A 14,909-nucleotide genomic window follows, 5' to 3' on the forward strand; every position below is an offset into this window, starting at 1 on the left:
CAATAAAGCGTGTCGCCATTTTGGGCTCGACAGGGTCTATCGGTGTTAATACGCTGGATGTCATCCGCGCCCATCCAGATCGATTTAAGGTAGCCGCTCTTACGGCCGGCAAGCAAATTGATCGATTGGCGCAGCAGTGCGCGGAATTTAAGCCTGCTATTGCGGTTGTTGCAGATGCTGATGGTGCTACTCGCCTCATGCAAATATTACTTGACCAAAAAATCAATACGCAAGTGCTTTATGGTCCTCAGGCGCTTGTAAGCGCTGTTACAGATTCAGGATGTGACACCGTGATGGCTGCGATAGTTGGTGCAGCTGGTTTAGTGCCCACCTTAGCTGCTGCCAAAGCAGGTAAAAGAGTACTACTTGCCAATAAAGAAGCTTTAGTGATGTCCGGCAATTTATTTATGCAAGCGATGAAGGGGGGCGGAGGTGAGCTGCTGCCAATTGATAGTGAGCACAATGCAATCTTTCAATGTCTTCCTCCTCAATTTTCTAAAACACCAAATCCAAGCCTGGGGGTGGAAGAGTTGTGGTTAACCGCCTCAGGCGGCCCTTTCAGAAATACCCCTCTGGAGCAATTGGGTGACATTACACCTGATCAAGCTTGCGCTCATCCAAATTGGGTCATGGGTAGAAAGATTTCAGTCGATTCAGCCACGATGATGAACAAGGGTCTCGAAGTGATTGAGGCTTTTTGGTTGTTTGGTTTACCTTTAGAAAAAATTAAAGTGTTGATTCATCCACAAAGCGTAGTGCATTCCATGGTGCGCTACCGAGATGGCTCTGTGATTGCGCAATTGGGTCAGCCAGATATGCGCACTCCTATCGCTTATGGTTTAGCGTGGCCAGAGCGTATCGAGGCTGGTGTTGCGCAATTGAATTTGACTCAATTGGCAGCGTTAAGCTTTTCCGAACCAGACTTGGCGCGCTTTCCTTGTTTGTCTTTGGCTTTTGCGGCTGCAAAAGCGGGAGGTACGGCACCTACAGTTCTCAATGCGGCTAATGAGATTGCGGTGGCAGCATTCTTGAATGAAGGTATGCCTTATCTGGATATCTCCTCAGTTGTTGATAAGACATTAAATGCAATACCAGTTTCAGGTGCAGACTCAATCGAGTATATTTTGGATATTGATATACAAGCCCGAAAAGTGGCGCGTGATTGCATTAAATCTATTAGCCCTTAATTTAAAAAGTCATTAGGAATTCATTTGCAGACACTGATTACTCTCGCTGCATTTTTAGTCACCTTAGGCGTCCTCGTGAGCTTTCATGAGTTCGGACATTTTTTAGCTGCCCGCTTATGTGGAGTGCGCGTGCTCCGATTCGCGGTTGGCTTTGGTAAGCCAATATTTACTTATGTAGCAAACAATAAAACAGAGTGGGTGATCGCCTCTATTCCTCTGGGCGGTTATGTGAAGTTGCTTGATGGCCGTGATAGTCAGCAAACGATTGCCACCACAGATGAGCTAGAGGCTTTTGATCACAAACCGCTGTGGCAGCGTTCCTTGATTGTTGCGGCCGGCCCATTTGCTAACTTCTTTTTAGCAGTCGTTTTATTTGCTGTGATTTATGTTTCTGGTGCACCACAATTGCCGGCGATATTAAAGGCTCCACCTGAAAATTCAGTGGCTGCCAAACTCGGTGTTGAAGGCGGGGATCGCGTGATTGGCTGGCAGATGCTAGCAAACTCAAATTCAGTACCCCTTTCTGATGAATTTGAATCCGTTCTCAGTTGGAATGCTTTGCGCTGGACTCTTTTAGACGCCCTTACTGGTGAGACCGGATTTTCCTTGGAAATGGAGACTCCTTCGGGCGGTCGCTATATCAAGACCTTTTTAGCCAAGGATTTACCTCAGCTAAGCCCTCAAACTGACCCCATGTTGGCCCTTGGCATTTTGCCTCAGTCTGTGCCCCTCACGGATTGGGATCAGTTGAAGTTGGGCCCGCTTGATGCTATGGGATTTGCTGCCGAGAGGGTTTGGTTGATTACCAAGGTCTCCACAAGGCTAATGGCAGGGATTTTTACCGGAAATACCTCCGTAAAACAGCTGGGAGGCCCCTTAAGTATTGCGGATATGGCGGGTAAGTCTGCCCAGGTAGGCTGGCAGCCATTTTTTGCATTTTTAGCACTTATAAGTATTAGCATTGGCCTCTTGAATTTGCTCCCTTTTCCCATGTTAGATGGGGGGCAGCTCCTGTATGATGCATGGGAGTTAGTCGCTGGTAAGCGGATATCGATTTCGGTACAAGAACAGTTCCAGAAGGTGGGCTTTTTACTACTGATTTCTTTGTCCCTTCTGGCCTTATTTAACGATTTACAACGCTACCTTTCACCTTGAATTTTCTGACCTCGCCTTTGCGTATTTCTACCCGCTTGATTGCTCAGCTTTTGTTGGTGATCACTGCTGCGCTCAGTTTAAATATTCATGCAGCTGAATCTTTTGTAGTTAAAGATATTCGTATCGAGGGATTACAGCGCGTAGAACCAGGTACGGTATTTAGTTATCTTTCTGTTCAGGTTGGAGATACTTTTACAGAAGAAAAGGGCGGAGACGCAATCAAAGCCTTGTATAGCACAGGCTTTTTTCGAGATGTGCAAATTCAAGCTCAGGGCGATATTCTGATTGTGATTGTCGAGGAGCGCCCAACAGTTTCCCGTATCGAATTCACGGGGATGAAAGAGTTTGATCAAGAGATTGTGCGAAAGTCATTAAAGTCAGTAGGCGTTGCAGAAGCACGCTTTTATGACAAGGCGATCATTGATAAGGCTGAGCAAGAGTTAAAGCGCCAGTATGTCGGTAAGGGCATGTATGCGGCTGAAGTGGTCGCTACGGTAACTCCTGTTGAACGTAACCAGGTGGCGATTTATTTCAATATTGATGAAGGTCCAGTTGCCAAAATTCAAGAGATTAACTTTATTGGTAATGAAGTCTTTAGCGAAAGCACTCTTAAAAGTGAGATGCAATTGAAGACTGGTGGATGGTTATCTTGGTATAGCAAAGATAACTTGTATTCGAAGCAAAAGTTGACTGCTGACTTAGAGACTATTCGTTCTTATTATTTAAATCGTGGATATCTTGAGTTTGTCATTGAGTCTACTCAGGTATCGATTACTCCAGATAAAAAAGGTGTTTACCTCACCATTAGTATTAAGGAAGGTAAAAAGTTCACAGTGAAGGGTGTACGTGTAGCTGGTGATACTTTGGGTAAAGAGGCCGAGTTAATGCAGTTGATTACATTGAAGCCGGGTGACACCTTTTCTTCTGCCAAGTTGACAGAAAGCACCAAGGCAATTGCTGAGATATTAGGCTCATATGGCTATGCTTTTGCAACTATTAATCCGCAGCCAGATGTGCGACGCGAGCAAGCTGAAGTTGATCTAACCCTAGTGATTGATCCGGGACGTCGTATTTATGTTCGCAATGTGAATATTTCTGGTAACGCAAAAACCCGTGACATCGTTATTCGTCGCGAGATGCGTCAGTTTGAGAGCTCTTGGTTTGATAGTGACAAGATCGATCTATCTAAAAAACGTTTAGGTCGCATGGGTTACTTTACTGAAACCGACATCACTACTGAGGATGTTCCTGGGTCTCCTGACCAGGTGGACGTAAAGGTAAAAGTGACTGAAAAACCAACGGGTGCGGTAACCATTGGTGCTGGATTCTCTTCCACAGAAAAATTAATTTTGTCAGCTGGTATCAATCAGGAAAATGCATTCGGAACAGGTACATCCGTTGGTTTGAATTTTTCCATGGGCAAAGTGAATCAAAACCTCGCTTTTTCTAATTACGACCCTTATTTCACTGAAGACGGCATTAGCCGTTATACCGACTTGTACTATCGCTCTGCAAAGCCGCTCTATTACGCCGGAGATCCTAACTACCAAATTAAGTCAGTAGGTTCAAACATGAAATTTGGCGTTCCCTATACCGAAGTAGATAGGGTGTTTTTTGGGACTGGTATAGAGGCTTTCCGAATCAGCACCTCTTCGAATACACCGCAGCCGTATCTCAACTATGCAATGGATTACGGCATTCCTTCACCCGGTTACCCTGGCACTTTAACCACTTATAACGTGCCCTTGACTGTGGGTTGGTCACGCGATGGTCGTGATAGCGCATTAATTCCGTCGGAAGGTTCATTGCAGCAGCTATCTGGTGAGGTAGGTACACCGGTTGGTGACCTGACTTTCTATCGATTGTTTGGGCAGTACCAGAAATATCACTCTTTCTCAAAAGGCAATATTTTGTCCTTCAATGGTGAAGTGGGATATGGCGAGGCATATGGCACTAAACCATTCCCTATTACCAAAAACTATTATGTCGGTGGTATTGGCTCTGTACGTGGTTATGCTCCGGGATCCTTGGGGCCCCAGTACTACAACTACAATATAGGCTCTTACCAAGCCACTGGTGGTCAGTCTAAGATCGTCAGTAACGTGGAATATACCTTCCCGGTTCCTGGGTCTGGCGTAGATAAAACCCTGCGTTTATTTACCTTCGTTGACGGTGGTAATGCCTTTGGGGAAAATATCAATTTAGTCTTAAAATATTCCTACGGATTAGGTTTATCATGGATATCTCCGCTAGGACCCTTGAAATTTAGTTACGGTATCCCGTATAAATCTCTACCAACAGACAACGTCCAGCGATTGCAATTCCAGGTAGGTACGGCGTTTTAATTGTTTAAGGAAAGATTATGAAGTTTTATCACTCTTCAAAATGGATTCAAGTTGGCTTCATTGCTGCAATGGCGGCGATGATTGCCCCACAAGTTTTTGCTCAGGATGCAGGAGCCAGAATTGGCGCTGTCAATGTTGATAAAGTATTTAACGAATCCAATATTGCCAAACAAAGCCAGGCCAAAATCGAAAAAGATTTTTCTAAGCGCCAAAATGACATCAGAGATGCTGCAGGAAAGATAAAAGCTGCAGCTGAGAAATTGGAGCGAGATGCTCCTGTCATGAATGAGACTGAGCGGGTACGTCGTCAACGTGAGCTGGCCGAGCAAGATCGCGAACTGCAACGTAAGCAACGTGAGTTTACAGAAGACCTTAATCAAAGAAACTTTGAGGACCGTGCCAAGATTGCTGAGAAGGCTAATATCGCGCTCAAACAGGTTGCTGAGCAAAAAAAATTAGATATCATCATCCAGGATCCTCCTTACGCAAATCCTAAGGTTGATGTTACTGATGAAATCATCAGGGTTTTAAATAGCCTAAAGTAAATTTATGCCGACTGCCATCGAGCTGGCCGAACAGTTTCAAGCAAGCTTGGTGGGGGAGGCCTCCCGAGTATTGACTGGCCTCGCTCCTTTGGAGCGGGCGCAATCAAACCAAATATCTTTCCTCTCCAATCCACTGTATCGCCAACAGGCCAGTGATAGCCTTGCAGGGGCATTGATTGTTAGTAAAGCCGACTTAGACTTTTTACAAGCGAATCCAAGCCTTGGTTCATCAAAGCGGGTTTACTTTGTCTCTAAAAACCCTTATGCAACTTTTGCCAGAATGGCGCAGTTTTTTGCAAAAGAAAGCTCGCCAACATATGCCCCTGGAATACATCCAAGCGCTGTGATAGATTCAACTGCAATTGTTCCAGCTTCATGCCATATTGGACCCTTTGTACAAATCGGTGCCGGCGTAAAGTTAGGCGAGCGTGTATCGATTTTGGGAAATTCCTCGATTGCTAGAGATAGCGTTATTGCAAGCGATACACTGATTTACCCTTCAGTTTCAATTTATTACGGAACTCAAATTGGCGAGCGCTGCATTATTCATAGTGGCGCTGTGATTGGTGCCGATGGTTTTGGGTTTGCACCAGATTTTTCTGCAACTGGCGGAGAGTGGGTCAAGATTCCACAAACCGGCAGAGTAGTGATTGGTAATGATGTCGAGATTGGTGCTTCAACCACAATTGATCGTGGTGCTATGAGTGACACCATGATTGGTTCTGGAACTAAAATTGATAATCAAGTACAAATTGCGCATAACGTCACTGTTGGTGAGTGCTGTGTGATTGCAGGGTGCGCCGCTATTTCGGGCAGTACAAAAATTGGTAATTTCTGCATCATTGGAGGCGCCTCGAATTTTGCAGGGCATCTCACTATTGCGGATAGAACTACGGTTTCTGGCAATACCTCAATTATTCGCTCTATAACCGAGTCAGGACAGCATTTTACGGGTGTTTACCCCTCAATGCTCCATAGTGCCTGGGAGAAAAATGCAGCGATCTTGCGTGGCCTAGATAAAATACGTCAACGTTTGCGTTTATTGGATAAGAGCAAAGGTTCTGGATCTTAAGACCCGCCAGTAATTACATTTATTTTAACTTTTAAGTAGGTAGCCCATGAGCAAGCCAATTGCGATCGATATCAATAAGATTCTGAACTTATTGCCGCATCGCTATCCATTTTTGCTAGTTGATCGCGTGCTCGAAATCACACCACGTGAATCTATTACAGCATTAAAGAATGTGACGATGAATGAACCATTTTTTCAGGGACATTTTCCGGACTTTCCGGTAATGCCGGGAGTGCTCATTATTGAGGCTTTGGCACAAACTGCTGCGCTACTGACTTTTTCAGAAGAACGTGCAGAGGATGCAATTTATTATTTCGCTGGAATTGATAATGCCCGCTTTAAAAAGCCAGTCCTACCGGGTGACCAACTCATCATGACTGCTAAATTAGAGCGCGGACGTGCTGGTATTTATAAGTTTTCCGTTCAAGCAGCAGTAGATGGTGAGATTGCTGCAGAAGCAAATATCACTTGTGCGGTTCGTACGAAAGGCGCGTAATGACTCGGATTCATGCATCCGCCGTAGTTGATAGCAAAGCGGAGTTGGCTAGCGATGTTGAGATTGGCCCTTACTCTGTTGTCGGCCCTAATGTCAAGATTGGTGCCGGCACTAAAGTAGGCTCACATACCGTGATTGAGGGTTATACGACTATCGGCAAAGAGAATAATTTTGCGCACTTTGCTGCCATTGGTGGCCCGCCTCAGGATATGAAATACCGCGGCGAACCTACTCAACTCATTATTGGTGATCGCAATACAGTACGTGAGTTCACAACCATTCATACCGGCACAGCGCAAGACGAAGGTATCACTCGTATTGGAAGTGATAACTGGATCATGTCTTATGTGCATATTGCGCATGATTGCCAGATAGGCGATCACACCATCTTCTCTAGTAATGCACAAATTGCAGGCCACGTTCACGTTGATGACTGGGCGATTATGGGCGGTATGTCTGGAGTACATCAGTTTGTTCGCATTGGACAGCATGTCATGTTAGGCGGAGCTTCTGTTTTAGTTCAAGATATTCCGCCATTTGTGATTGCAGCTGGTGACAAGGCTAGCCCTCATGGAATTAACGTTGAGGGTCTCAAGCGCCGTGGATTTTCAAGTGAAACGATTTCTGCATTGCGCCAGGCCTACAAAGTGCTCTATAAGGATGGATTGAGCTTCGAAGATGCCAAGGTAGAAATCAAAAAAATGATCAGTACACATGCAGCTGATACTGCTACTGTAGAAAAATTGACTCAGTTTCATGATTTCATTGCCGCCTCTACGCGCGGCATCATTCGCTAAGGCTTTACTTTGCCTAAGTTAGCTTGTGTAGCGGGAGAACCCTCTGGTGATTTACTTGCTGCACCAGTGCTAAGCGCTTTGAATCAAATTCCAGATATGGTTTGCTTGGAGATCTATGGCATCGGCGGCCCTCGTATGCAAGCTCAGGGCATGCGTTCCGATTGGCCTATGGAGACCTTGAGTGTTCGAGGCTATGTTGAGGCAATCAAACAGCTTCCTGCTATTTTGAAGCTCCGTAAGGATCTCATCCAAAATCTGACAGGCGAAGGGCGCCCGGATGTGTATTTAGGGGTAGATGCTCCAGATTTCAATATAGGTGTTGAGTTCCATTTACGCAAAGCAGGTATTCCCACTTTGCATTTTGTTTCACCATCGATTTGGGCGTGGAGAGCGGGCCGTATTAAGAAGATTTCTCAGGCTGTCGAGCGCATGCTGTGTATTTTCCCTTTTGAAACTGAAATCTATGATCGAGCTGGTGTGGCTTCAACCTATGTGGGTCACCCCTTGGCAAGTGAAATTCCACTTGAACCAAATACAAACGAAGCCCGAGAAAAAATCACCAATACACTAAATCTTTCTAGCGGTGCGCTAGATGGAGTTGTGATTGCAGTGTTGCCTGGTAGTCGTAGTTCAGAGATTGAGCTCATTGCCCCAGTTTTTTTTGAAACGATGCAGTTGTTGACTGAGAAGTTAAAAGGACAGAAGCTTCAGTTTTTAATTCCGATAGCTACACCACGATTACGTGCGCCGTTGGAGGAGCTTCTACTTCAAGCTAAAAATCTGAATCCTGATATTCAGATTCAGTTACTTGATGGTATGGCTGATGAAGTATTAGAAGCCTCAGATGTAGTGTTAATTGCCAGTGGTACTGCCACATTGCAAGCAGCGCTATGGAAAAAACCCATGGTGATTTCTTATAAGGTGCCTTGGTTAACTGCACAAATCATGAAACGTCAAGGCTACTTGCCCTATGTCGGTTTGCCGAATATTTTATGTGGTGAGTTTGTAGTTCCAGAGCTGTTACAAAATGAGGCTACTGCAGAAAAGTTATCCCAAGCTCTCATTGATTGGTTGAACCATCCCAATAAAGTCGCCGAACTCAAGACGCGGTTTTCTCAAATGCATGAGACCCTCCGTCGTCCAACGGGCCTCTTGGTTGCGCAAGCAGTTGCTCAAACTATCACAAACAGTCGTCAGAAAAGAGTGCAGTCGTGAGTCTGATTTGGGTCTGCGGAGTTGATGAGGCTGGGCGAGGTCCATTAGTCGGTGCGGTCGTGGCAGGGGCGGTAGTGCTGGATCCAAGCAATCCTATCGAAGGCTTAAGAGACTCCAAGAAACTGACTCCTGCACGGCGTGAGTTTCTCTACGAACAAATCATGGAGAAAGCCAAGGCCTGGGGTGTTGGCCAAGCTAGTCCCGCAGAGATAGATGAGATTAATATTTTGCAAGCCACGATGTTAGCGATGAAGCGGGCGATCGAGGATTTAACGGTGCGATTAGGCGCTTGGCCAGATAAAGCACTTATTGATGGCAATCGTTGCCCTGAGTTGCCGATATCTGCTGAGGCAATTATTAAGGGGGATGCCAAAGAGCCAGCGATTTCAGCGGCATCTATCATCGCTAAAGTAACACGCGATCGCCAGATGCAAATATTAGATAGGCTCCATCCACAGTATGGATTTGCACAGCATATGGGCTACCCAACCGAAGCACACTTTGCCGCTCTCAAAGAATTTGGTGCATGCGATGAGCATCGCAGAAGTTTTTCTCCTGTACGAAAAGTGCTTGAAGGTCTTACAGCTTAGCCATGAACTTTGACCTCATTAGCTCTAAAGAAAATCCTCTATTTAAAGAGATACGCCTTTTGCAGGCGACTGGCTCAAAGGGTCAGAAGGCAAGGCTAGCAAGTGGCCAGGCTTTATTGGAAGGCATTCATCTCGTACAAACCTGGGTGGGTGATCCCGCCTTAAGAACCTTATTAACTTCAGAGCTTGGCCTTCAGAATGCAGAAATCTCACAGGCAGTATATGAACATATAGAAGTCTGTCCCAATACCAAGGTTTATCAACTCGATAGTTCCTTATGGGATTTACTGAGTGAGTTAGTGAATGCACCACATATTGCGGGTCTGCTCGATCTGCCAAAAACTTGCTTAACCCCATCGCAATCGATCGCTACGCTTGCTGGTGATGTGCTGATCCTAGATCGCATTCAAGATGCAGGGAATGTCGGCTCTATCTTGCGTACAGCTGCTGCTGCAGGATTCACCAAAGTCATTGCTACAACGGGTTGTGCACACCTATGGTCTAGTAAAGTATTGCGAGCTGGGATGGGCTCACACCGCTTATTGGATCTACATGAAGCTTGGTCAAATCAGCAAGTACTCAGTGCAGTGACCGCTCCAATGTTGGCCGCTACTGCAGATGCTGACTGTGAAATCTACTCACTGCAACAAAAACTTCAGCATCCTGTTGCTTGGATCATGGGTAGCGAAGGACAGGGAGTCTCCGAAGATCTTCTAGCTCAAGCCCAAGGAGTATCGATCCCGATTGATGCCAGAGTAGAGTCATTGAATGTCTCTACTGCAGCGGCGGTATGCCTCTTTGAAACGCTTCGCATCAGGCGCAGTTAAATTTAACACTAGCCCAGAATCGTTTTATCCGATTTCATGGCCTGCAATACCGTGGTTGCAATCTCTTCAATGGATTTACTCGTGGTTAAAACCCAAGGGATAGATTGCTTTTTCATCATTGCAGTTGCTTCATTAATTTCGTAGCGGCAGTTTTCTAGCTTGGCGTAATTACTACCTGGACGTCGTTCATTGCGAATTTCTGAAAGCCGCTCAGCATCAATCATGAGGCCAAAAATCTTTTGGCGATAGGGCATCAAGTCTTTAGGCAGATGTCCTCGCTCAAAGTCTTCTGGAATCAGTGGATAGTTTGCTGCCTTCAACCCATACTGCATCGCTAAGTAAAGGCTAGTTGGGGTTTTGCCAACCCGCGAGATACCAACCAATATGACATCAGCCTCAACCAGATTTTGATTCGATTGCCCATCATCGTGAGCGAGAGAGTAATTGATGGCTTCGATACGATTCTTGTAAGCCTCGGTATCTGCATTGTGATGTAGACGGTTCATGGCGTGGGTGGATTTCATGCCAAGTGCGGCCTCTAGGGGTGCCACAAAGGTTTGAAACATATCCAAAATAAGGCCGTTAGCTTTGCTGACAATATGATTGAGTTCAGGGTTCACTAAAGTAGTGAACACAATGGGCTGAACATCATATTTTTCAAATGCCTGGTTGATATTGCTGACAGCCTCATGAGCCTTGTCGACGCTATCCACAAAAGGGATGCGGATGTGCTTAAAAGTGGCCTCAAATTGAGCCAAAATCGATTGGCTGAAGTTCTCGGCAGTGATGCCGGTTCCGTCAGAAACTATGAAAACGATACGGGTTTCGGTAGACATGGATTTGGCCTAAAAGTCAGGGTCAGCACTACAATAGGAATTATTGAAGTATGCCCCATTTGAGTGGCCGCTCTACCAGTTTTCCTACCCTTAGAGAGTATTTTATGTCCAACCAACAGCAACAAAATAGCAGTATGGCAGATGCCTATGTTTTGCCTTTTGAGCAGCTTCGTATGACTGATGTTGAATCAGTCGGCGGTAAGAATGCTTCATTGGGTGAGATGATTTCTCAGCTGGCTTCCACTGGAGTTCGTGTACCAACTGGTTTTGCGACTACCGCTTTGGCATTTCGTGATTTTCTGAAACATAATAATCTGACTGAGCGCATTCAGAAGCGTTTGGAAGGTTTAAATATTGATGATGTACGTGCACTGGCGCAGGCTGGTGCAGAGATTCGTGAATGGATCGAAACGGCGCCATTTCAGGCCAAGTTAGATGAAGAAATTCGTAAAGCTTTTGCAGTTTTGGACGATTCTGGCAAAGGCTCCTTTGCTGTACGTTCATCTGCTACTGCGGAAGACCTGCCAGACGCCTCCTTTGCTGGCCAGCAAGAAACATTTTTGAACGTTGAAGGCATCGACGATGTTCTGAAGAAAATTCGTGAGGTATTTGCTTCCCTTTACAACGATCGCGCCATCTCTTACCGGGAGCACAAGGGCTTTGCCCATGCTGAAGTAGCTTTATCTGCCGGTATTCAGCGTATGGTCCGTTCTGATTTTGGCGCGGCTGGCGTCATGTTTACCTTAGATACTGAATCTGGTTTTGAGGATGTCGTCTTTATTACCTCTAGCTACGGTTTAGGTGAGACCGTCGTGCAGGGTGCGGTGAACCCTGATGAGTTTTATGTATTTAAAACTACGCTAGCCCAAGATAAAAAAGCGATCATTCGTCGCTCTTTAGGGTCTAAGTTAATTCAGATGCAATTTGCACCTAAAGGCTCTAGCGAGAAAGTACAAACTGTGGATGTCACCCCTGAGAAGCGTAATCGCTTTTCTTTAGAGGATACAGACATCACCGAGCTGGCTAAATACGCTGTCATTATCGAAAAGCACTACGGTCGTCCAATGGATATCGAGTGGGGCAAAGATGGTCAAGATGGCCGTATCTATATTCTTCAGGCGCGCCCTGAGACTGTGAAGAGTCAAGCAGCTGGTCAAGTCGAGATGCGCTACAAACTCAAAGGCAGCTCCAAAGTACTAGCTAAAGGGCGTGCAATTGGCCAGAAGATTGGTGCAGGCCCCGTCAGAATCATTCGTGATCCTAGCGAAATGGATCGTGTTCAGCCAGGCGATGTATTGGTTGCCGATATGACTGACCCGAACTGGGAGCCAGTGATGAAGCGCGCTTCTGCAATTGTGACTAACCGTGGCGGCCGTACTTGCCACGCAGCGATCATCGCACGTGAACTAGGGGTGCCTGCAGTAGTAGGCTGCGGTGATGCTACCGAGCATTTGCAAGATGGCATGATGGTGACCGTTTCTTGTTCTGAGGGTGATGAGGGTCATATTTATGATGGCTTGATCGAAACCGAAGTCACCGAGATATCTCGAGGTGTATTGCCAGAGATTCCAGTGAAAATCACAATGAACATTGGCAATCCTCAGTTGGCATTTGATTTCTGCCAAATCCCCAATGCAGGCGTAGGCCTTGCCCGTCTTGAATTCATTATCAATAACTATATTGGCGTACATCCACGTGCTGTATTGGAGTATCCCAATATTGATCCAGAGCTCAAACGTGCAGTAGAGAGCGTAGCTCGCGGTTACGCCAGCCCACGTCAGTTTTATGAAGATAAATTAGTTGAAGGAGTGGCAACGATTGCAGCCTCTTTTTATCCAAAACCCGTGATCGTTCGTTTATCCGATTTCAAATCGAATGAGTACAAGAAGTTAATTGGTGGTTCACGCTATGAGCCGGATGAAGAAAATCCAATGCTAGGTTTCCGCGGCGCATCACGCTATGTATCTGCAGATTTTGGCGAAGCCTTTGCACTTGAGTGCGCAGCGATGAAGCGTGTGCGTGAAGAGATGGGGCTTGATAACGTCGAGATCATGATTCCGTTTGTACGTACCATTAATCAAGCTAAGCGCGTGATTGAGATGATGGAGAAGCTTGGTCTGAAGCGCGGAGTCAATGGCTTGCGCCTCATCATGATGTGCGAGATTCCTTCGAATGCGATTTTGGCTGATCAGTTCTTAGAGTATTTCGATGGCTTCTCGATTGGCTCTAACGATATGACGCAGTTAACACTAGGACTAGATCGCGACTCTGGCATGGAATTGCTTGCGATTGACTTTGATGAGCGTGATCCAGCAGTGGAGTTCATGATTGCGCGCTCTATTGATGCTTGTCGCAAACAAAACAAGTATGTTGGTATCTGTGGTCAGGGCCCATCAGATCACCCAGACTTTGCACGCTGGTTAGTGGAGAAAGGGATTACTTCTATCTCATTGAATCCAGATAGCGTTGTGGAAACTTGGGAGATGTTGGGAAAGAGTTTAAAAGCCTAAATTACTCAAGCAGCACATCAAAAGGCCTAGTCTCAATCTAGGCCTTTTTTCTTAGAAATATTAGGCATTCAAATCGCCTCTAGCAATGCGACCTTTTTGCACTTCCCATTCACGCTCTTTGGTGGCAGCACGTTTGTCATGCTGTTTTTTACCTCGGGCTAGCCCAATCTCACACTTCACATTACCTTTGGAAAAATGCAGGTTTAGGGGTACTAAGGTGTAACCCTTTTGCTCTACCTTGCCGATGAGCTTACGAATCTCAATGGCATTGAGCAGGAGTTTTCTGGTACGGGTGCTATCAGGAACAATATGGGTGGAAGCAGAAAGCAGGGGGGTGATATGGCAGCCGATCAGGAAAAGCTCCGCCTGGCGAATGACGACATACGCTTCTTTGATGTGCGCGCGACCAGCGCGGATGGCTTTGACTTCCCAGCCCTCCAGCACAAGTCCGGCCTCAAAGCGTTCCTCGATAAAATAATCGAAGAAAGCTTTTTTGTTATCGACGATACTCATAGTTATTTAGCTTCCAAGATCGATTATGGCAGACGTCTACAAGACCGTTTTAATTGGGCAATCAGCCGACCGGATGTATGGCTTGGTAACTGATGTGGCGAAATATCCCGAGTTTTTGCCTTGGTGTGGCGGGGTGGAGATTTTTGAGCAAACTGAGACGGTCCTGGACGCCAAAATTAATATTCATTTCAAGGGTATTAACCAATTTTTTCATACCCGCAATATCAACCATCGCCCAGAAACCATTGATATGGTCTTTGTGGATGGACCTTTTAAGCATTTTTCGGGGCAGTGGAATTTCATTCCTTTGCGAGAAGATGCCTGTAAGGTGGAATTTAAGCTTCATTGGGAATTTAAGAGTGCCATTCTCGATAAGATTATTGGCCCTGTTTTTAGCCATATTGCCGGCACTTTTGTTGATTGTTTTGTGAAAAGAGCTGAGGATCTGGATGGCTAGCCGCAGACTAGATCTTTTACTCTGCGATGCCAGAAAGGGTGACCCTGTTCTGAGCCCGTTCCAATTTATTCTTGAGGAGGGTGAGCTTGCTACGGTGGGCTTAGCCTTGGTAAGGGCGGGTATTGCCACAGGTCAAGATGACCCACTCCTAGGCAGAAAAGGCTGTTTTGGGGTCTTTGGCAAGCGTAAAGATTGGGACAGCCCCATTTACTCTGGTGATCGTTTGGAGCTGTATTCCCCCCTGTTAATTGACCCTAAAAGCGTCCGCCGTAAGAAGGCTAACCAGAATCAGGACGCCAAATTCCAGGCTGCCGCTGCTAAAAGAAAGGCTAGGAGGCTATAATCTGTTTTTGTGACTAGGGGT

General features: G+C 45.9%; 15 protein-coding genes. 13 read left to right on the forward strand and 2 right to left on the reverse strand.

Features of this window, described 5'->3' with window-relative positions; genetic code table 11:
- Nucleotides 1–2: 2 nt before the first annotated feature.
- From ispC to ICN31_RS01320, 10 genes are read left to right on the forward strand one after another with little or no spacing between them, the layout of a single operon-like run.
- Nucleotides 3–1,187: a 1-deoxy-D-xylulose-5-phosphate reductoisomerase gene (ispC, locus tag ICN31_RS01275; RefSeq protein WP_216260663.1), complete on the forward strand. Its 1,185-nt coding sequence runs from the start codon at nt 3–5 to the stop codon at nt 1,185–1,187.
- 24 nt (nt 1,188–1,211) lie between these two features.
- Nucleotides 1,212–2,342 (forward strand): RIP metalloprotease, encoded by a 1,131-nt coding sequence (locus ICN31_RS01280; protein ID WP_216257834.1) that lies wholly within the window; start codon nt 1,212–1,214, stop codon nt 2,340–2,342.
- Nucleotides 2,343–2,347: 5 nt separating this feature from the next.
- Nucleotides 2,348–4,687, forward strand: a complete 2,340-nt coding sequence (gene bamA / locus ICN31_RS01285; protein WP_370624319.1) for an outer membrane protein assembly factor BamA — start codon at nt 2,348–2,350, stop codon at nt 4,685–4,687.
- A 17-nt stretch (nt 4,688–4,704) separates the two neighbouring features.
- Nucleotides 4,705–5,232: an OmpH family outer membrane protein gene (locus tag ICN31_RS01290; protein ID WP_216257838.1), complete on the forward strand. Its 528-nt coding sequence runs from the start codon at nt 4,705–4,707 to the stop codon at nt 5,230–5,232.
- Nucleotides 5,233–5,236: 4 nt separating this feature from the next.
- Nucleotides 5,237–6,304, forward strand: a complete 1,068-nt coding sequence (gene lpxD, locus ICN31_RS01295; RefSeq protein WP_216257841.1) for a UDP-3-O-(3-hydroxymyristoyl)glucosamine N-acyltransferase — start codon at nt 5,237–5,239, stop codon at nt 6,302–6,304.
- A gap of 46 nt (nt 6,305–6,350) precedes the next feature.
- Nucleotides 6,351–6,800 carry a 3-hydroxyacyl-ACP dehydratase FabZ gene (gene fabZ / locus ICN31_RS01300; protein ID WP_216257844.1) on the forward strand — a complete coding sequence of 150 codons (450 nt, stop codon included), beginning with the start codon at nt 6,351–6,353 and terminating at the stop codon, nt 6,798–6,800.
- Complete coding sequence (lpxA, locus tag ICN31_RS01305; protein WP_216257846.1) at nt 6,800–7,597, forward strand: acyl-ACP--UDP-N-acetylglucosamine O-acyltransferase; 798 nt, start codon at nt 6,800–6,802, stop codon at nt 7,595–7,597. The genes fabZ and lpxA overlap by 1 nt, the downstream gene beginning before the upstream one ends.
- A gap of 9 nt (nt 7,598–7,606) precedes the next feature.
- Entirely contained in the window at nt 7,607–8,812 is a 1,206-nt protein-coding gene (gene lpxB, locus ICN31_RS01310) for a lipid-A-disaccharide synthase (RefSeq protein ID WP_216257848.1), read from the forward strand.
- Nucleotides 8,809–9,402: a ribonuclease HII gene (gene rnhB / locus ICN31_RS01315; RefSeq protein ID WP_216257850.1), complete on the forward strand. Its 594-nt coding sequence runs from the start codon at nt 8,809–8,811 to the stop codon at nt 9,400–9,402. The genes lpxB and rnhB overlap by 4 nt, the downstream gene beginning before the upstream one ends.
- Nucleotides 9,403–9,404: 2 nt before the next feature.
- Nucleotides 9,405–10,229 carry an RNA methyltransferase gene (locus tag ICN31_RS01320; protein WP_216257852.1) on the forward strand — a complete coding sequence of 275 codons (825 nt, stop codon included), beginning with the start codon at nt 9,405–9,407 and terminating at the stop codon, nt 10,227–10,229.
- Nucleotides 10,230–10,237: 8 nt separating this feature from the next.
- On the opposite strand, the gene ICN31_RS01325 is transcribed toward ICN31_RS01320, so the two are convergent.
- Nucleotides 10,238–11,065, reverse strand: a complete 828-nt coding sequence (locus ICN31_RS01325; protein WP_216257854.1) for a pyruvate, water dikinase regulatory protein — start codon at nt 11,063–11,065, stop codon at nt 10,238–10,240.
- Nucleotides 11,066–11,169: 104 nt separating this feature from the next.
- On the opposite strand from ICN31_RS01325, the gene ppsA reads away from it, so the two are divergent.
- Nucleotides 11,170–13,575: a phosphoenolpyruvate synthase gene (ppsA, locus tag ICN31_RS01330; RefSeq protein ID WP_216257856.1), complete on the forward strand. Its 2,406-nt coding sequence runs from the start codon at nt 11,170–11,172 to the stop codon at nt 13,573–13,575.
- 60 nt (nt 13,576–13,635) lie between these two features.
- Here the strand turns inward: ppsA and smpB are convergent, their stop codons facing one another.
- The gene (gene smpB / locus ICN31_RS01335; RefSeq protein ID WP_088524595.1) at nt 13,636–14,088 is read right to left on the reverse strand and encodes an SsrA-binding protein SmpB; all 453 of its coding nucleotides are present in this window, start codon (nt 14,086–14,088) and stop codon (nt 13,636–13,638) included.
- Between the two features lie 25 nt (nt 14,089–14,113).
- On the opposite strand from smpB, the gene ICN31_RS01340 reads away from it, so the two are divergent.
- A complete protein-coding gene (locus tag ICN31_RS01340; protein WP_088524596.1) occupies nt 14,114–14,545 on the forward strand; it encodes a type II toxin-antitoxin system RatA family toxin in 432 nt (143 codons plus the stop codon).
- Entirely contained in the window at nt 14,538–14,888 is a 351-nt protein-coding gene (locus ICN31_RS01345; RefSeq protein ID WP_088524597.1) for an RnfH family protein, read from the forward strand. Before ICN31_RS01340 ends, ICN31_RS01345 begins: the two co-directional genes overlap by 8 nt.
- Nucleotides 14,889–14,909 lie beyond the last annotated feature (21 nt).

The organism is Polynucleobacter sp. UB-Piko-W3 (genome assembly GCF_018881635.1).
Taxonomy (GTDB): Bacteria; Pseudomonadota; Gammaproteobacteria; order Burkholderiales; family Burkholderiaceae; genus Polynucleobacter.

Bases quoted from the DNA above. Each gene is read 5' to 3' on its own strand.
- ICN31_RS01345 (WP_088524597.1), top strand. From the start codon at position 14,538: ATGGCTAGCCGCAGACTAGATCTTTTACTCTGCGATGCCAGAAAGGGT.
- ppsA (WP_216257856.1), top strand. From the start codon at position 11,170: ATGTCCAACCAACAGCAACAAAATAGCAGTATGGCAGATGCCTATGTT.
- fabZ (WP_216257844.1), top strand. From the start codon at position 6,351: ATGAGCAAGCCAATTGCGATCGATATCAATAAGATTCTGAACTTATTG.
- smpB (WP_088524595.1), bottom strand. From the start codon at position 14,088: ATGAGTATCGTCGATAACAAAAAAGCTTTCTTCGATTATTTTATCGAG.
- ICN31_RS01290 (WP_216257838.1), top strand. From the start codon at position 4,705: ATGAAGTTTTATCACTCTTCAAAATGGATTCAAGTTGGCTTCATTGCT.
- lpxD (WP_216257841.1), top strand. From the start codon at position 5,237: ATGCCGACTGCCATCGAGCTGGCCGAACAGTTTCAAGCAAGCTTGGTG.
- ICN31_RS01340 (WP_088524596.1), top strand. From the start codon at position 14,114: ATGGCAGACGTCTACAAGACCGTTTTAATTGGGCAATCAGCCGACCGG.
- lpxA (WP_216257846.1), top strand. From the start codon at position 6,800: ATGACTCGGATTCATGCATCCGCCGTAGTTGATAGCAAAGCGGAGTTG.
- ICN31_RS01325 (WP_216257854.1), bottom strand. From the start codon at position 11,065: ATGTCTACCGAAACCCGTATCGTTTTCATAGTTTCTGACGGAACCGGC.
- ICN31_RS01320 (WP_216257852.1), top strand. From the start codon at position 9,405: ATGAACTTTGACCTCATTAGCTCTAAAGAAAATCCTCTATTTAAAGAG.